Raw genomic sequence first — 18407 nt, 5'->3', positions numbered from 1 at the left:
TACGTCACTTTGTTCCTACTATCCCTAAAATATTCCGACCTAGCCGACAAAAGGTAAGCCACTAGAACTTTTAAAACGGCTTATTCAATTTATTATTATTTTTGACTTACATACATAATATTAATTATCACTTTTAGAGTTTGATTAATATTATATGATTATGGTATAATTATAATTTATGGGTGGGTAAAGAATCCTATATAATTATATAGAGTTTTATACCCACCTAATTATTAAATTCTCACTAGAAAGTATTCTTTTCCTTCTCTTACTGTCTTATATTTTAATAATATATCTTTTACAGTTTTATTCTTTTTTACATTTCTCCAATCTTCATTGGAAAAATTACATTCTTTTTTAATATAATTAATTTTAATCTTTTTATCGTTAAATTTTTCTTCCCATTCTATAAATTTTTGTGCATTAGTTTTAGTACCATCTTTTTTAGTAAAATTTTTATCTTTAGCTTTAGTAAAACATTTCAGTTCCTCTTCAATTATTTTAAGATTACATCCCATAAATAATTGTTTTATCATATCCAAAATAATAGTTTGTATAGCAAAAATATTTACTTTTATTTTGTCGTTGCAAGTATATTTCCTTAGCTTTGTTCTATGTACTTCTTGATAAAAATTAGTTACAATACTAAACATTTTAAATTGATTTAATAATTGTGCTCCAAACTCAAAACATTTGTATTCAGAAGAATATGTATAATATCCATATTTATTATTACTTCTATCTTGTATTACAAAGTCATCACTAATTTCTTCAGCTTTTTTATATCAGAGCAATATTTAATAACTCCATCCCAATTTACCGATGTACTTAACCATTGTATTACATATTCATAATCTGGCATTACGTCCCATCCAAACTGGAACATAGTATTACAATATTGCATATCATTTTTACCTTTGTATTGCCAAAGTAATATGTTTGTTTCTCATCAAGCATCGAAATAGTATACTTTTCATCAATACAATTAGCTAGTTCAACTGCTTTCTCTTGATATGTCACTACATATGCTTTATTTCCAAAACCTATTTTCATTCTTTCATTCACAAATTCACCACAAGCTTTTACAAGATGTTTTTTATCTTTAAAAGTTGTTTTAGTTAATTTATGCCTTATGTAGACATTTATATATAAATTATTATATAATCTTGTATTTTCAACATCTAAATATTTAATACTTTTGGTTTTATACATGCCAGAATATAAAGGATCATATAAAGCAGTACCATCAAACACTATCGTTTTAAATGTATTACTATATAATTCTTTTAGATCTTTACTTCCTATGGTTGTTATAAATTCAGTGTTCTTTTCGTAAACATATAAACCACCTTTTGTTAATACTGCATGAATATGTTCTAATTCTCTTTTGTAGTCATTTTTCATATATTTGTTCCATAAATCCATAAATTCATTATCTGTCTTGCAAATAAGCTCATTATTAATATTGGATACTATAAATCTTTTATATTTTTTTCTTAACTTTTGCATCTTTATTGCTAAAACATCTTGAATTTCCTTAAACATATTTTCAAATTTAGTTTTTTCATCTGTATTCTCATACTCACATTTACTTATTTCTGTACTTATTTCATTTAATAATTTTTTATCTACCTTAACAGTATCTAGTATATCTGGTCTTTCATCTATTAATAATACTTTTCTTTCACCATTCTCATATTGAGAATATTTTTTTATAGAATCTCCACATTCTTTAAGCCTTGCATTAGTAATCATCAAAACAGGATATTTATTCTGCTTTTCTTGTTGCTCGTATATTTTACATTTATAAAAATAAGGACAATTTTTAGGAGTGCAAACTTTACTTTTCGCCTGCTTTACTTTTTCATTCATGCATATATTTTCATTCCAGCCCTCTAATATATATGTATATCCATCTAAATCCATTTCTTTTAAATCATTTTGAGTATCTCTTAAAGAATCTAACCTATCTGTTACAAGTATTAAGCCATCTGTAGTTTTATTGTTTTTAATTAATTCAATCAATTTTTTTAAGATTTCTAATGATATTGAACTTTTCCCAAACCCACAAGGAGCAGGAATTACCGTTACTATATCCTCTTTTAATTTTCCAAATACTATTTTAGCTGTTTCTTCTGCAAAATCAATTTGTTGTTTAGTTGCTCCACCTCTATTATTAAAAGTTTCAATAAAACTACTCTTAACATCATTTACCATTACATTAATTTCTTCATTTGTACTTACTAATTCATCGGCTTTATATACTTCTTTAGATAATTTTACTATATCATATATGTAACTATCACCATCATATATTTTTTTACCATTATTTTTGCCAATTTCTTTATATTTCTTATTATATTCCAATTCATCAATTAGCCTTATTTCTCTCAAAAACCATCAACCCTTTTCTTCACCTTTTTATATTTTATTCTGTTATTTTCTTTAAATCTTTTTGTAATTCTTCATTATTCTCAAATAAAAATATTAAATAATTTCTATTATTTCTATCTCTATCTATCTTTTTAATTTGATGACCATATTCTAGCAGTATATTTGCGTCGTTAAAATTTCTAATAACCTGTATTCTCTTATCCAAGTTAATTCCACCTTCCAATTAATTTATAAAAGATAATTATTCTAACCATCTTTCACAAAATAGCATAGGATAGGCGTAGCCGTTAGACCCTATGCGTTAATGCTTGTCCTAGTTAAATATAAGCTACTATGTACGTTTCTTTATTTTCTATATCTTTTAATTCTACTTCTAATTTATTTCTATCCTTGAATAATTTGTTTAACAAATCAAAGGTCATTACACCTTTTTTTACCTTTTACTTTGTTATTAAAGATAAGTTCATTATTTATATAAAACTTATCATCTTTTTTAGTTATAATTTGTTTATTCAATTCTATTGGTCTAAATTTTATTTCTATTATTTCACCCTGTTTTAACTGTTCTTTTTTAATAGCCATCGATTGTAAATCCATTTCTTTTCTAACTGTATGTATCTTCTTATATTTTTTAAACATCCAATCATGATTACCATTATCATCTTCTTTAAATATTGTAATATCATTGTAATAAATATCTAATAATTGCTGTATTATATTAAAGCAGCAATCTATCATAAATTTTGTCCTTATAGCACTATTAGTAGATTTACTCATTTTGAGTAATGCACTTGCCATTGTATCTAAATCATATCTTCCGCTTAGCTCCATTATAGAATTAGATATTATAAGATTATTTTTTCTTAATTCTTCATTTTTCTTAGTTTTATTATCTTTATAAATTCCTCTTATTCTTTCTGCTTCACCACTCCAACTATTAAATACTGCTTTTACTAACGATACAGCCTCATCTGTTTTATCTGTAATATTAGCATTACTAAGTATTAAATTCATGCACCCAACTCTATCACTTTTGGCATAATTATCTGTTTCATTTTTAACTCTTGTTCTTCTACCATGAGTGTTCTAGCAACATTTTTAGCGTGTAAATTTAGTACAGAATGTGTATTACTAAAATATTTTTCTCTACCATATTTGTCGAATCTTTTTCTATAAGGTGTGTTATACTTTCTAAAAACTGGATTATCTTTTTCTAATATAGATTCTTTTAAATCTGCTATTTTTTCATTATCAATTTTTTTTAATGTTTTTGGGATGTCAATCGCTAACATTTGTAATTGTAATGCTATATAAGATTCTGTTTTATAATAATAAAATTGTTTTATTATTAGTTCTCTTATTTTTCTTCTTCTAAAGTTTCCATAGGTACTAATTCATTTTTATTAACCTTTTCTTCTAATGCTTTTTTAAAACGTTCTTTTTTCTTTTATCCACATCTTTTTCAGCGTAATATAAATGTTTTCGAAGCATTCCAATTTCATATTCTTTTTCAATTTTTCCTCATCGTCCATCATATATCCAAATTCCCTAAGTCCATTTTTAAGTCCACTTATTTCTTGTTGTAAACTCTCCACTTGTTTTATTTCATATATATTTTTTCAAACTCTTCTTTTTTATTTTTATAGAATAGTTCTTCTAATTCTTTATATCCATAAGATGTATCAAAACTTGGACTATAATAACCAATCTCTGTACATAAAGTGCTTATTTTAGTACCTATATTTGCTATACTCCCTATTTTATTTCCTGCTGCCTTAATTACACAATAATACTCATTTTCCTTAGTATATTGATGTTTTTTAACTGTTTCTTTATTATCTTGCATATTACAAAAACTATAGCCATCTTCTGCATCTACTACAGCATTGTAAATAATATCGTTATCTATCCATAAATTAGAGTCTCCGTCCGCATCTTCCCCACTTGAAAGCATAAACGTATCATCCTTTTGGTTAAAGAAAGCAATTTCCGTGGTTAGATTTCCACAATATTTTTCTAATAATTCATTTTTAGATATTTCAACCTTTTTGAATTTCAGAAAATGAATTAAGTGGATTTCTACTTATAACTCTTTTCCCTGTTTCCCTCGGAACATAATATTCTCTTATTCCCAATCCTCTATTGCATTTATTTAAATCCCTGCACATTATCCAATCCATAAAAGTTATAGGACAAGTAGACGCTATTTTGTAGTGTCCTTTTACATAGAATTTACCTTCTGCTAATAAGTTTATTTTCTTTCTAACCATACTTACAACTTGCTGTCTAACACTTGGTATGGTTAAAGCTTCCTCTGTAGATTGCAATAAATAGTGTATCTTATCCATAGAACTTAATTCTTCCTCTTCTTCTGATGCTATGTCTTGCATTAATAGCCTAATATAGTTAACATCCATGCTTAATACTTTCTTATACATTTCATATGTTTCTTTACTTAATTGCTCTAATTCCTTTGGAGTTAATGCTAAATTAGAAATGAGTTGATAATTAGTTAAACTGTATTCTTTAGGCTGTTTCTTATTGATTTTTGTTACATATAGCTTTAATAATAAATCTCTATATTTATCATATTTTTCTTTACATAGTTCTTTATCTATTTCTTCCATAATGTTTATAGGATTATCTTGTTTCCACCATTTCGCCCATTTTGCCATATTTGTGTTAATAATTAAATCTGCCTTTGATATGTTAACCATTTCGCCAAAAAAATCTAGTGTATAAAAACCATCTTCTCTTTTCTCAAAAATTCCTTTAATATCCTGCTTGTACATTTCTTCAAAATACTTATTAAAATCCACTTTTACAATTAATCCTTTTATAGCTAAAGGATCTTGCCTTATTATTGCAAAATCTACAGGATAGTTTACTTTCATTTGCTTTTGTATTATATGTGCCATTTTAGGACTCATTAAGCCGCAACCATCTTGGAATTCATGCTCTTTTTCGATTTCATCGTATTTTAATTTGCTATAATCTTCACCTTCAAAATAACAATAATTAGAAGTATATTTATATGTATCTGTTGGTAGTATTACTATGTTGGGTTTATAATTAATTGCATAGCTAGAGGACGTATTAAGTGCTAATCTTGCAATAACATCTTTATTTAAGCTTATTTTTTCTTTAGCTTTTTGTTTTTCTATTAGTTTATAGGCACTTGTTATTGCTTCAAATATTTCTATAAATTCTTTATCTTCTTCTGCAATAAAAAAATATTCGCATTTAAAATCTTCTTTATAATAATCATCTTGCCCCTCTTTTTTCATCATACTTGGGCTACTCACAAGAGGTATAAATTTCTTCTTTCTAAACGTTATACCATTCTTTAATATTTCTAAAGGTATTTCATTTTCTTTATCTTTCTTACTATGGGGTAACGCTACTTTTATAATATTTTCTAGGAATTGGTCTTTCTCTACTAAGCCTTTAAATCTTAAATACTTTCTAATTAAGTTATTAGCTTGTAAATTAATTTCTCTGTCTAATAACTCTTCATCAGTCCAATCTGTTTTCTCTAAATCTCCATTCGCTATGGAGTAAATTGTATACATTTCTAACTTTCTCATAAATTTTCTCTCCCTTATTAGTTTTATTTAGTGTCCTTCTATGGGACAGTATTATAAGCTTTATTTACACTTAATTGCCCTTCATCTAGCTGTTTTATCAATTCTTCGTCTGCATTTTTATATATGTATTCTGCTTTTCGGTATGTAGTTTTACCCATATCTAAATCTTTTGCAACTGATTCGTCTGTTCTTATTTTCTCAGCTTCGTCCAATGTTGTACTAAGCTGAGGACTTTTTCCTCCAGTGGATGTAGCTTGATTTTCTTTAGCAATCTTCTCATATTCTTTTTTAACTGTTCAGCCCATTGCATTTTTTCACTAAAGCTAAAGTTTTTCCTGTTCGTCATTTGACAATTTGCCAAATACATTTAAAGCAGTAGTATATTTAACTGAACCATCTTCTATGAGTTGCTGAAGATCTGGTGATAATGTTTGGAGTTTTTTTAAACGTCTAATAGTTCTAACATCTATCCCTAATTCTTTTGCAATATCTTCTTGTGAACGGACATTTTGTCCTTTCACTTTTTGATGATTACCATGATACACTCCACACAATTTTTCATATTCAGCATATACTTTTCCTTGCTTTACTGGATTATTTTTAAGTCTACCAAAATTTGTTGCTAATAGCTTTTTTAATTTTTCTTCTTCAGACGGCATTTTAGCCCATATTTTATATGCTGTTGTAGCTTTTAACGTGTCATTTTCTACTAGAGATTGCAATTCCGGTATTAGGTTGTTGAGTTTTTGTAATTTCTAAGTTGTTCATCTGTGATATTTATTTGTTTTGCCAAATCTTCTTGTGATTTTGCCAGAGCGAACTTATTTCCATCTGCCACTTTGTACTGATTTCCCCTATCTCCACCTTTTTTATCCCATAAATTCTTTCTAGTTCAATAATACATCTAGCCATCTTCATAGGATTCACATTGCCCACCCCACGCTGCATAATGTTAGTGCATATTAGGTCTTCTAACTTGTACGCTTTTCAATATCATTTTTCGACATATTTTTTCAAGTTAGGTGTGTATAACTAACATTTACTGTTGACATTATACTGTACATAGTGTATTCTATATATAATAATTAAATTACCGTGGGATAATAGGCAAAAAAACATAGTGGTAGACATATCCAATATTATATCACAACTATGCTTTTTTGTCTATGTTTGTTTTCCATATTTTATTTTAATTAGCAAATTTTATGTATGTTAAATACATTTTACTATAATTCACTTAATATAAATTTTTCCCCTTGAATCATTTCAACTTTAACACCATAAGGCTCGAGAAATTCTAATCGTTTAATATTCTCATATTCGTATTTTTTATCGTTGAGCGCTTCAGAAATATCAAATATCTCCTCTCCAATTTCTGTTCTTTTTATCAGCCCATAAGGCTCGTTTTCTTCCAAGAAAATAATAAAATTTACATAACTACAATTTGTTAGCTCCATCATTATTAATACCCCCAATTAATTAATATAATTCTCCATAATATCAACGGTTATTGACTATGATACTTTTGCATATCCGTAAAAATCGTATGGGTCAATAAACGTTAAATCTATCCATTTATATATTCCTTCTTTAACTTGTACATACTCTCCAAATGGATCTTGCCCCATGCAAACCCAATCTACAATGTCTGCTAAACTTGCTAACTCTAATTTATAAATCTCTGTTTCACATTCTCTGCACATCTTCATTATTTCCTTCATAGTTGCAATTCCGTAATAACTATTCATTAACCCAAAATTATATAATTTTTTTGCTTTTAAATTTTCTTTTGACATCCTAAATTCCTCCTAATACTTTAATTTATTCTATTACTTTCTTAAATTTTCTAAGATTATCTGCTGTAAGTTCTATATCAAATTCTCTAGCGAATATAATAAATTGTTTTAGTGTTTTAATACTCATTGTTATCACCTCTTATTACTTTTACATTAATTATATTACTCTAGGAGTAATAAGTCAAGTAATTTTTTTACCGTAGGAGTATTTTTTTCTATAGCTATTGCTTTTTACTTATCAAATTAGTATGATTTATTATATAAAGTAGTTATCATGATTATTTAAAGAGAGGTACATAAAATGATAAGAATATATGTAAGTGAATTATTAGGAAAGTATAAAAAGAATCAATCATGGCTATCTGAACAAACTGGAATTAGAGCTGCTACAATAAGTAATTTATATTATGAGACTTCTAAAAGAATAGAAATTGAACAATTGAATGCCATAGTTAAGGCTTTTAAAAAATTAGATGATACCATAAAGTTTACTGATATAATTGATTACATAGAAGAAGACTAGGATTAAATCCCCTAGTCTTTTACCAATGATATCCATCATGTTCTTTTACTTCTTTTAATTCTAGCTTTCAAATCTTCAGGTACATTATTTACAAAATCTCTTATATGTTTATTTCCTTCTCTCTTTTTAGATTTACTATAAACATATTGATTAACTATATCTAAATACTTCTCTTGTATATGCGTTTTATTATTAAGATATTTTTTCACATGCATTTCAAAATCTAATATTATATCTATCTCGCATATTAGATAAAATTCATATTTTGTTACCCGTGGTAAACTTTTCTTTGTATAAATTTTAGACACTTTTCTACCATCATTTAATTCCATAATCATTTCTATTATTGTGTATTCTAAGCCAATTTCTGCTCTAGTTAATGGTTTATAAAGTTTGTTATCTATCATTATTCTAGTACTCTCTAGTATATTTATAATATTATATTCCTTTACATTTTTGATACACATATCTTTTATTTCATCTTTAACAATAAAACTATATATTAATGGAATAATACAGCAATCACCTTTCTTATCTGGTAGAAAACTTATTCCTGTATAAGTATCAATTATTAATTCATCATTTTTTATGTATTTTTCTAATACATATAATTCAATATAGTTTGTTAATATTTCTAAAATATCTAAGTTTTCATCTGTATATTTATAACATTCTCTATGTTCCGTGTGTTCGTAATTTTTATATCTTTTAAAAAAGTATTATTTTGTACTATTGTGTTTATACTATATTCATTTTTCAACCTAAAAATTACAGAATCTAATCGAGAGCAATCTATGCACCATTTATGAACCAATTGCCACTCATCATAGATTCTATCTTCTTTAAAAACAGATATTATATGTTTTTCATTGTTATGGTATCTTATGTAAATCTTTAATCCATTACTTAAATAAAAATTAAAAATCATTATCTCACCACTATCTGAAAAGTTTATATATCTCATGTATCGCCCACAAGAAATTTTGAACAAAAATTTTATTGCATTTCCCATTTTCCAAACATTTACATTGTATTTCTTATTATTCACATTATGAATACTTCTATCGTATTTTACATCATTAATTATTAAATAATCTATATTATTCTCATACTTAATTAATTCTAATAAGTTATCGCTTATTTTTGTTCCTACCAGCAATCCCCTAATAGGCTTATCATAATAACTATTTTCAATTATATATTTAACATTACAAAAATCTTCCCGAGAAATATGCTCTCTTTTAAATTCTATAGCATAATAATACGTACCATCTTCGCCAAGCATATCTACGGCTTTTAGACAATTTTTAAAAGAAACTTCTGTAGCTATTATATCGAAATTGAAATATTTACTCTTTCTCTTATACATATAATCAATTAATTCATATTCATTTCCTATTCTTTTTGCATTTCCTATCTCTTTTAACATTTTGTGCTCCTAATAATATTATTACATAGGTCTATAGTATCATTTTGCACATTTTTTCAAATTTTAATCTATTTAGCCATATTTTACAGTCTCTAAGTTTTAGACCCAAATTATTTTGGTCTAAACTAATTGTTTTATTTGGTCATTAGAGTTATTTCTATCACCAATATACAAATCAGATTGAGTTTTTTGGTGAGTAAGATTATCTGACTCACCAATTGCTAAGATAACCTACAAATACTTCGTTTGTATATTGTGGCCCAGAGCAGGACACTATCTTGTTCCCATTTTAGGAATATGGTATCGCAAATCACGACTGCAGCCAAGGTCGCCCTGAATTGGGGCATCCTTTTTATCATCTTCATCTACATGTTTTGTTATTGGATTCTTCTGCTGTAGTCCCAAATTGTGATTTCAGCTTTATCGTCTTTATCAACATGTTTCTTTATTGCATCTCTTGTTTCCCTCCAGGGATGTCCATTTTGTTCACCCTCTTGTCTTCTTTATCAATTATATCCTTACCAATTGAATCAATGATAGGACATAACATCCTATCGTTTAAATCAATATATCGGTGTCGAAGGTTCGACCCTAAAAGTTCTTACAAAAAATATTCTTACGTCCGCGGGAAATTGGGGTGCAAGGCTGTACCCCAAATAAAAAAGTGAAATGTTTTTAGAATGTTGCACATTAGTGCAATGCGTTTATAGTCTTACGATATGAACGTTAAGAGGTTTTATATCTGCGTTGCCAATTGTGGCAACAGAGGGTGACCTAAACTAACATAATGAACTCAATCACTCTCTGTGACCGAGTTTTAAAAACTTAGTAACTATATTAAATATAATTAACTCTTCTCTTGTATTTCTTTGGACTGTAGCTCTGTCTTATCTCTTGTTACTAACTTGTCCATTCTTATGTGACATTATTTTATTTTTGTTTAAAAACGCTTATATAAATCGAAAATTAACCTGTGAATAACTTTATATTTTCTATTATCACAATAAAAAATAGCATTAAATAACATACTCCACGCTATATAATATATTCTTTAATACTATCTATCATAAATTTATATTAAATTTTTACATGACAAATGCACCTATTCTACTACTATTTTTAAAAAAGTTTGGTATAATATAAATAGATGTTAAATAAATGGGTTTATTTAATTATTGCACTTGTAGAGCCGCTAACTCTGCAGGTGCTTTTACTTTTATAATTATTAATCCTAGTCTTTAGCTAACAAAGCATCAGGATCATATTTCATTTCTCCCAATAATACAGCTTCTAGGTTATTAAAATTATATTGCGTTTGCTCGTAATCATTAAAAGAAGAAACTTTTTCTTTCTTATTTTTATTCTTATAGCTTTTATAGGCGTTTTTAGCCTTGTTTACAGCTTTATCTACCTGTTGTAATATCTTCTTACCTAAGATTGTATAGACATTGCTTATAGACCCTCTGCGACGTTTTTGGATAAGTTTGGCATTATATAACTCTTGTAAATAACGTTGAATTGTTCTTACAGATTTATTTAGCTTCTCTCCTAAATAAGACTGGCTAGGAAAGCAAGCATTCTTATCTCCATAGCACATGCTTTGTAATAAGCAGTACAATCTAAATGCACCATTACTTAGATTAGAGGTAATTGTATCGTTTTGAATTATTGTATAGTTAGTCATTATTTATTACCTCCATTTCTATTTATTGATATTCTAGTATTTTTTTTAGATAAAACATCTAATGGGTTAAATTGTTGAATATCATCTTTCAAATCTAAAGGTAATAAATTTATATATCTTTCTGTGGTTTTAATATTACTATGTGCCAAAACTGCTTTTAATCTGTAAATATCTCCCCCATTTTTAATAAACATAGTGGCAAAAGTATTTCTAAACACATTAATGCCTCTAAATACCACTTTTCTGTTATCAAAAAAGTTTTTTGTATTTTGATGCAATGTATCATATTTCATTTTTTCTCCATTTAATTTTGGAAATAACAAATCTTGATTTCTTAATCCTAATACCTGTATATATTCCCTCAATACAGTTTTTAAAGTATTACTTAAAGGTACAGTTACTTGTTTTTTAGTTTTCATGTGTGTAAATAATATAGATTCTTTTACAAAATCTATATCTTCTACTTTAACATTTAACAATGTTTCTGCTCTACACCCTGTTCCAAGTAAAAAGTTACAAGTCGACCAAGTTTTAAACTCTCCAACCAAACATTTATTTAAATTTGGCTTTTTTAGTAGTCTGTTTAATTCTTCTTCTGTATATACTTCTTTTTTCTCCAAATCTATACTGGGAATTTTAATATCAAATTTTTCTAAGTAATTTCTCATAAAGCAAAAAGTAAGAAATGCTCTTAATTTAATTACAAAAGTTTTATAAGTATTTCCTTTATAGTTGTTTTTACGCATAAAAATTATATATGCTTGTATTCTATCTTTTGTAAGCTTAGAAATGTCGTCTTCTAAACTTACTACTTTAGTTAAAACATATTTTCCAAATCGTTCTTTGCTCTCTATTGTTTTAGGTCTTTGTCCAATAGCAATACAATAATCTATGTATTCCTTATAGCATTCCTCTACTGTTTTATTTTCATTCTTTTTGATATTTTTTAATAATATTCTAGCCATTTTTTGTTCCATACCTCCAACTATATTTTTAACCGTTGAATGTATGGAATAAATTAAACTGTTGCACCCTGTAATTAAACTATTTAGCCACTAATTCTATTAAGTTATAATCACACAATACATTTAAATCAAATCTCTTAGTTATATTAGTAAACTCGATTTCTATTGTATTTTCATCTATATATGTAATTTTACCTCTACCGTGACTTTTATGAACTACAAAATCATTAAATTTAAATGGAAGAGAATTTTTATATTCACATTCTTTTATAAATTGAGAAGGCCTATAGCTTTGACTTTGTATTTTCTTAGGTATAAATAGAAAGAGATTTTCTATACTACGGGTCATAGCTACATAAAATAATCTTCTTTCTTCCTCTATATTATTCTCTATATTGTTTTCATGAGGAATATATCCCTGTACCATATTAATTATGAAAACATTTTTAAATTCCATTCCCTTTACCCCATGTATAGTACTTAATATTACTGCATCTTCTTTTTTATTTTTGTTTATTATATGATTTTTATATTCTTCTATATAGGCCAAAAAAGAAATAATAGTTCTCTGTTCATAGGCTGAAGACTTAAATTCTTCTAAAATATTTTCTAAATCCTTAAGACTACCTTTAAATCTTGAAGAATAATCTTTTAAATAATCATAATAGCCTAAATCCTGAATGATAAAAGCAATTGCAGTATTTAATGACATTTTATTTAAACTATGTATGTCATTTTTTAACTTATCTATATTTTTAATTTGAAAAGCTTTAATATCACTACTTGATTTCAATATTTCAAAACAGTCTTCATCTGAACTACTGTATTTAATTTTCTCCAATAAAACTTTGCTAACATATCTATAAGGTTTATTTATAATTCTTAAAAAGCTTTCTTTATCTTTATTATTAATACTTAATCTCAAATAGGATATTATATCTTGACAAATAAAATGTTCAAAAAAATTATATTCTTTATCTAAAAGCCTAAAGGGTATTCTTTTTCTAATGAAAGTATCAATTATATTTCTACTTTCAATATTAGTTCTATAGATTACAGCAAAGTCACTAAGTTCCTCTTTATTAGTTATTATTTTTTTTTCTATATGTGAAGCAATGTAATCTGCCTCTAAATTTTCATTGTCACTGCTTACAATTTTTATTTCACCATTATATTTTTTATAGGCTATTATATTTTTTTTACTTCTTAAAAAATTCTTTTTTATAACTTTCATAGAAGTTTCTACAATATTATTAGTACATCTATAATTGGTGGAGAGAAATATTTCTTTTGCATTTGGAAAATACTTATTAAAATCTACCATATAATCTGGTCTAGACCCTCTAAAACTATATATACATTGATCTTCATCGCCTACTGCAAAAATTTGATTATTTCCTTTAAGTAATTTTAAGATATCTATTTGAATTTCATCACAATCTTGAAATTCATCAATTAATATATATTTAAACAAATCCTTATAATTCTGAAGTAGCCTAGGATTCTTAATAAATAAATTCTTACACATTATTTGTAAATCATCAAAATCATATATGTTTTTTTCATTTTTATAGCTCTCATATATTTCATAACAGTTTTTAAATAGTTCCTTATCCAACGTTGTTTCAAATTCATTAATTTGTAAGTTGCTACTTTTCAATAAGGATATATTACTTATATATTCTTTTACTTTTTCATCCCCTACCTCATCCATATAGGTTGATAAAAAGCTTCTAATTATTTTATAGGTTTCTTGTGATTCTATGATATCTATTTTCCCATAATAAGAATTTAATATTTTATAAAACAACCCATGAAATGTACCAAAAAAAGGGCTGACTTTTTCTTTACTTAAATACTTATATCTATTTCTCATATTATTTGCAGCAGCTTTAGTAAATGTTATAACTATAATATTTCTAGGATTAACATTCTTATATTTTATCAAATGATGAACTTTATTAACTATTACAACAGTTTTACCACTGCCTGGTCCAGCACTAACTAATATGTTCTCTTCCTCACAAATTACTGCTTTTAATTGTTCATCACTAAGTTTTTCATATTCCTTACAACACATATTATTACCTCATATTTAAACAGATTTTATTTTTTAGCAAAATTGCATATAATATACTTTATAATCCAATAACTTTATAGATTATATACTATGATTATGTTATAATATAACACACAATTTATAAAACAGTAAGGGGATAAAAAATGAGTACTTCACAAAGTTTTAATGTAAAAAATCATAGAAATTTAACCATGTTAGTAGATTTTTATGAATTTACCATGATTAATGGATATTTAAATAATGATGTTCAAGATACCATTGCTTATTTTGATATGTTCTTTAGAAGAATTCCTGATGGCGGTGGATATTGCATCATGGCCGGTGTACAACAAGTAATAGAATTTCTTTCAAGTTTAGAATTTACAAATGATGATATAGAATATCTTAGAAGTAAAAATATTTTTAGTGAAAGCTTTTTAAAATATTTAGAGGATTTTGAGTTTGCTTGTGATATTTGGGCTATCCCTGAAGGTACACCTGTATTTCCTGGTGAACCTTTACTAACAGTAAGAGGTCCAGTAATGCAAGCACAGTTTATTGAAACAATGATACTTCTTACTATAAACCATCAAACATTAATTGCTACCAAAGCAGCAAGAATCTGCGAAGCAGCAAAGGGCCGTGCTGTCATGGAATTTGGTTCTAGACGTGCACAGGGATATGATGGTGCTATATACGGAGCTAGAGCAGCTGTTATTGGAGGTTGTAGTTCTACAGCCTGTACTATAGCAGAGGAAATGTTTGGTATTCCTGCTGTAGGTACAATGGCTCATTCTTGGATACAATTATTTGACAGTGAATATGAGGCCTTTAAAGCTTGGGCTCTTACTTACCCAAACAACACTGTTTTACTTATAGATACCTATAATGTTTTAAAGTCTGGAGTACCTAATGCAATAAGAGTTTTCGATGAGGTACTAAAACCAATGGGTAAAAGACCTAAAGCTGTAAGAATTGATAGTGGAGATATAACCTATCTTACAAAAGAAGTAAGAAAAATGCTAGATGATGCTGGTTATGAAGATGTAGGAATTACAGTTTCTAACTCTCTAGATGAATTTATAATTAGAGCTGTGCTAGAAAACGGTGCTGCCATTGACAGCTTTGGAGTGGGAGAAAGATTGATAACTGCTAGAAGTGAACCTGTATTTGGTGGTGTTTATAAGCTTGTTGCAATAGAAAAAGATAATGTAATTATTCCTAGAATTAAAATCAGTGAAAATATCGAAAAAATTACTAATCCTGCTTTTAAAAAATTATATAGAATCTTTGATAAAAAAACAGATATGGCTATAGCTGATTTAATTTGTCTTAATGATGAAGAAATAAATATTGATGAACCCCTAGAAATTTTTAATCCAACTTTTACATGGAAAAGAAAGAGACTAAAAAACTATTATGTAAAAGAACTAATGGTTAAAATTTTTGATAAAGGGAAACCTATATATAATAGTCCTTCTGTAATGGACATAAAAGAATATTCTAAAGTTGAAACTCAAAAACTTTGGCCTGAAGTTTTAAGACTTCAAAATCCACATAATTATTATGTAGATTTATCTAAAAAACTTTGGGAACTTAAAGAGTCATTATTATATGAATATTCTTCTAAATATCATGAATAATATAAAGATTTAGGTGATTGATATGTATGATAAACCTAAAATAAAAATATCCAATAAAGCCTATGAAGGTTTAATTTCCTTATTACAAAATCATACTGAATATGACTTTGTTAGATTTAAGTATGTTAACGGCTGTTGTAGGTCAGCAAAAGTGGAAATTTTATTAGATAGTGAAAATCTTAATGATATTAGAGATAGTATAGAAGATCTTAATATAGTTTATGATAATGAGGTTACAAACTATATTAAAGAAATCATTTTAACCTATAAAAACAACTCTTTTATGGTTAAAACTATTCTTAAAGATGGAGTTAAAAATAATTGTAATAAAAAAATCCAAGGAAATTGCAGTGGTTGCAGTAAAGGATGTAACTTAACATTAAAAAAATAGCACCTAATAGTGCTATTTTTTTATACCCTTTATATCTTTATAAATTTATATAGAAAATCCAATTAAATATATCTGGTTTTCTTAACCTATTTTAAAAATATAATATTTTCAATTTATAAATTTATAATGCTTTTATATTTTACAATTTATATTCAGGCGAAGTAAGTTAATCATGTACCTATAAGTAACTTTCATTATAAAGTATGCTTATAGGAGAAGTTTTATCATCTTTAAACAAATCATACTCATATATATTTTTAATTACCAAAGGCTTAAAATTTTTCAATTCTGCAAAGGGACATTTATTTTCATTTTCCGCCCATCTATATAGTGCACATTCTTTAAAACATTGAACTTCTTCTTCAAAAGTAGTCAATAAAGGACATTTTGACATTATATCACCCCATCCTGAATTATTAAAGTCCTGTTTATATTATAAGGCATAATAGCAATAAGATAAAGTATTTTTAGAAAATTATATTATTTTAGAATATTAAACTTAATTTAATATAAAAAATCGTGACTAAACTATCACGATTTTTTACACTCATATTTAAAATTTTAATTTAAAATCCCATTTCTTCTCCAATAATTATAACGCTTATATCACTTAGCATAGGCTTTTTCTTTAATATGGAATAAGCTCTACAAATTCTATTTTTACTATCGCAATCCATACAGCTCCCTGTAATAGTGCAGGGATTACTACAAGCTAATCTCTTATTATTTTGAGGTGATGCTATATTTTTAATTCTCTCAAAAGCAGCTTTTTCATCTTTTACTATTTTATTTATCCCTACCACCATTATAACTTTCTTAGGACCAAAAGTTATAGCTGCAACTCTATTTCCAACACCATCAACATTTACTATTTCCCCATTTAATGTAACTGCATTGCTACTGCAAAGAAATAAATCACTCACTAGCTCTTTTCTCATTATATCCATTTTTTCATCTTGAGTAAGCCCTGGCTCTCCATGGTCTATAATAGTTCCTCCAATTTTCGTGATCTTCTTTTTAAGGTCCATAGATTTTATTGTCACTGAGCCCCCAAAAGCAACTACATCCCCGGATTTTATATGATACATTATAAAATTTTCTGCCTGCTCTTTTGTTTCAAAATAAATAGCATGAAATTGGTTTTTTTCTAAGGCTTTCACTACTCTTTCACCTATAGCTTGATTATGCCATTTATATACATGTTCCATATAATCACACCCCTAAAATCATCATTATTTATACCATAATATAAATAAAATTTTAAATAAAATATTATGTTAATTTTGATTAATTATTATATATTCCCTATTATAGCATATTATTACCATTATTCTTAATAATATCTATAAAAGTCTTTATGATTTGCGCTGTAAATCCCCATATTACATAATTATCATATTCATAAAAATATTCATTCAATTTACCATGTCTGAATTTATATTCTTCACCACTATTTATAAGATGAAAAGGAAATCCTTCTTTATTTATTGCTCCAATTTCTAGTTCATATAATAATGGGGTACTTTCTATAAAAAATTTTAATGGCACTGTAAAAATATGATCTACCTCTTCTTTACTTGGTATAATTTTTTCTAAATTAGTCTTTGATATAAATGGATACATAAACATTCCATATGGACTTATGAAATAATCCATATCACCTATATATTCTATATCCTCTTTATTTAAGTTAAGTTCTTCCATAGTTTCTCGAATAGCTGCTTCTTTAGGATTCTCCCCTTCTTCAATCATACCACCAGGTAGACATATATCGCCAGGCTGAGTTTTCAACTTATTAGATCTAACTTCAAATATTATATTTAGATCATTACTTTCCTCATCTTCACAAAGTAAAATCATAACTGCACTGTTTTTATATTTACCAATTGGTTTTATTTCTCTATCTTTAAAAATATCTTTTATATTATCTATCAAA

The 18407-nt window shown here is 26.7% G+C and carries 24 protein-coding genes; 3 read left to right on the top strand and 21 right to left on the bottom strand.

The features are described 5' to 3' along the window. Positions 1-233: 233 nt before the first annotated feature. The 12 genes from ACWPW7_RS13680 to ACWPW7_RS13625 form a co-directional block, all read right to left on the bottom strand. On the bottom strand, positions 234-653 hold the full coding sequence (locus ACWPW7_RS13680) for a hypothetical protein (RefSeq protein ID WP_454053952.1): 420 nt from the start codon (positions 651-653) through the stop codon (positions 234-236). Between the two features lie 208 nt (positions 654-861). Next, positions 862-2394 carry a hypothetical protein gene (locus ACWPW7_RS13675; protein ID WP_454053951.1) on the bottom strand — a complete coding sequence of 511 codons (1533 nt, stop codon included), beginning with the start codon at positions 2392-2394 and terminating at the stop codon, positions 862-864. A gap of 34 nt (positions 2395-2428) precedes the next feature. After that, the gene (locus tag ACWPW7_RS13670; protein WP_454053950.1) at positions 2429-2599 is read right to left on the bottom strand and encodes a hypothetical protein; all 171 of its coding nucleotides are present in this window, start codon (positions 2597-2599) and stop codon (positions 2429-2431) included. A 206-nt stretch (positions 2600-2805) separates the two neighbouring features. Continuing rightward, entirely contained in the window at positions 2806-3408 is a 603-nt protein-coding gene (locus ACWPW7_RS13665; RefSeq protein ID WP_454053949.1) for a hypothetical protein, read from the bottom strand. Then, positions 3405-3686, bottom strand: coding sequence for a hypothetical protein (locus ACWPW7_RS13660; RefSeq protein ID WP_454053948.1), 282 nt, complete (start codon positions 3684-3686; stop codon positions 3405-3407). The genes ACWPW7_RS13665 and ACWPW7_RS13660 overlap by 4 nt, the downstream gene beginning before the upstream one ends. Positions 3687-3821: 135 nt before the next feature. Continuing rightward, positions 3822-3989, bottom strand: a complete 168-nt coding sequence (locus ACWPW7_RS13655) for a hypothetical protein (RefSeq protein WP_454053947.1) — start codon at positions 3987-3989, stop codon at positions 3822-3824. 5 nt (positions 3990-3994) lie between these two features. Then, positions 3995-4348: a hypothetical protein gene (locus ACWPW7_RS13650; protein ID WP_454053946.1), complete on the bottom strand. Its 354-nt coding sequence runs from the start codon at positions 4346-4348 to the stop codon at positions 3995-3997. Positions 4349-4433: 85 nt separating this feature from the next. Next, a complete protein-coding gene (locus tag ACWPW7_RS13645) occupies positions 4434-5981 on the bottom strand; it encodes an RNA dependent RNA polymerase (RefSeq protein ID WP_454053945.1) in 1548 nt (515 codons plus the stop codon). A gap of 38 nt (positions 5982-6019) precedes the next feature. Next, positions 6020-6193, bottom strand: a complete 174-nt coding sequence (locus tag ACWPW7_RS13640; protein WP_454053944.1) for a hypothetical protein — start codon at positions 6191-6193, stop codon at positions 6020-6022. 111 nt (positions 6194-6304) lie between these two features. Beyond that, on the bottom strand, positions 6305-6640 hold the full coding sequence (locus ACWPW7_RS13635; protein WP_454053943.1) for a hypothetical protein: 336 nt from the start codon (positions 6638-6640) through the stop codon (positions 6305-6307). 567 nt (positions 6641-7207) lie between these two features. Continuing rightward, positions 7208-7441: a hypothetical protein gene (locus ACWPW7_RS13630; protein WP_454053942.1), complete on the bottom strand. Its 234-nt coding sequence runs from the start codon at positions 7439-7441 to the stop codon at positions 7208-7210. Positions 7442-7495: 54 nt separating this feature from the next. Continuing rightward, on the bottom strand, positions 7496-7777 hold the full coding sequence (locus ACWPW7_RS13625) for a hypothetical protein (RefSeq protein ID WP_454053941.1): 282 nt from the start codon (positions 7775-7777) through the stop codon (positions 7496-7498). Between the two features lie 301 nt (positions 7778-8078). Here ACWPW7_RS13625 and ACWPW7_RS13620 point away from each other — a divergent pair, with 301 nt between their 5' ends. After that, positions 8079-8300, top strand: coding sequence for a helix-turn-helix domain-containing protein (locus ACWPW7_RS13620; RefSeq protein WP_454053940.1), 222 nt, complete (start codon positions 8079-8081; stop codon positions 8298-8300). Between the two features lie 35 nt (positions 8301-8335). On the opposite strand, the gene ACWPW7_RS13615 is transcribed toward ACWPW7_RS13620, so the two are convergent. From ACWPW7_RS13615 to ACWPW7_RS13590, 6 genes are all read right to left on the bottom strand, one after another. Then, the gene (locus ACWPW7_RS13615) at positions 8336-8767 is read right to left on the bottom strand and encodes a hypothetical protein (protein ID WP_454053939.1); all 432 of its coding nucleotides are present in this window, start codon (positions 8765-8767) and stop codon (positions 8336-8338) included. Between the two features lie 176 nt (positions 8768-8943). Further along, the gene (locus ACWPW7_RS13610; protein ID WP_454053938.1) at positions 8944-9729 is read right to left on the bottom strand and encodes a hypothetical protein; all 786 of its coding nucleotides are present in this window, start codon (positions 9727-9729) and stop codon (positions 8944-8946) included. A 273-nt stretch (positions 9730-10002) separates the two neighbouring features. Next, on the bottom strand, positions 10003-10134 hold the full coding sequence (locus ACWPW7_RS13605; protein WP_454053937.1) for a hypothetical protein: 132 nt from the start codon (positions 10132-10134) through the stop codon (positions 10003-10005). A gap of 826 nt (positions 10135-10960) precedes the next feature. Further along, positions 10961-11413, bottom strand: a complete 453-nt coding sequence (locus ACWPW7_RS13600; RefSeq protein ID WP_454053936.1) for a helix-turn-helix domain-containing protein — start codon at positions 11411-11413, stop codon at positions 10961-10963. Next, entirely contained in the window at positions 11413-12390 is a 978-nt protein-coding gene (locus tag ACWPW7_RS13595; RefSeq protein WP_454053935.1) for a tyrosine-type recombinase/integrase, read from the bottom strand. The genes ACWPW7_RS13600 and ACWPW7_RS13595 overlap by 1 nt, the downstream gene beginning before the upstream one ends. 67 nt (positions 12391-12457) lie before the next feature. Next, positions 12458-14458 (bottom strand): ATP-dependent helicase, encoded by a 2001-nt coding sequence (locus tag ACWPW7_RS13590; RefSeq protein ID WP_454053934.1) that lies wholly within the window; start codon positions 14456-14458, stop codon positions 12458-12460. 143 nt (positions 14459-14601) lie between these two features. Here ACWPW7_RS13590 and ACWPW7_RS13585 point away from each other — a divergent pair, with 143 nt between their 5' ends. Beyond that, on the top strand, positions 14602-16080 hold the full coding sequence (locus tag ACWPW7_RS13585; protein WP_291561819.1) for a nicotinate phosphoribosyltransferase: 1479 nt from the start codon (positions 14602-14604) through the stop codon (positions 16078-16080). A 22-nt stretch (positions 16081-16102) separates the two neighbouring features. After that, positions 16103-16471 carry a hypothetical protein gene (locus tag ACWPW7_RS13580; protein ID WP_454053933.1) on the top strand — a complete coding sequence of 123 codons (369 nt, stop codon included), beginning with the start codon at positions 16103-16105 and terminating at the stop codon, positions 16469-16471. 178 nt (positions 16472-16649) lie between these two features. Here the strand turns inward: ACWPW7_RS13580 and ACWPW7_RS13575 are convergent, their stop codons facing one another. The 3 genes from ACWPW7_RS13575 to ACWPW7_RS13565 form a co-directional block, all read right to left on the bottom strand. After that, on the bottom strand, positions 16650-16865 hold the full coding sequence (locus ACWPW7_RS13575; protein WP_291561823.1) for a hypothetical protein: 216 nt from the start codon (positions 16863-16865) through the stop codon (positions 16650-16652). 172 nt (positions 16866-17037) lie between these two features. Then, the gene (locus ACWPW7_RS13570) at positions 17038-17679 is read right to left on the bottom strand and encodes a lactate utilization protein (RefSeq protein ID WP_291561825.1); all 642 of its coding nucleotides are present in this window, start codon (positions 17677-17679) and stop codon (positions 17038-17040) included. A 100-nt stretch (positions 17680-17779) separates the two neighbouring features. Continuing rightward, on the bottom strand, positions 17780-18406 hold the full coding sequence (locus ACWPW7_RS13565; RefSeq protein ID WP_454053932.1) for an NUDIX hydrolase: 627 nt from the start codon (positions 18404-18406) through the stop codon (positions 17780-17782). Position 18407 lies beyond the last annotated feature (1 nt).

The organism is Clostridium sp. Marseille-Q7071, from assembly GCF_965112025.1.
The sequence above is the reverse complement of the archived record's forward strand: the minus strand, read 5'-3'. Positions and strand labels throughout refer to the sequence as shown.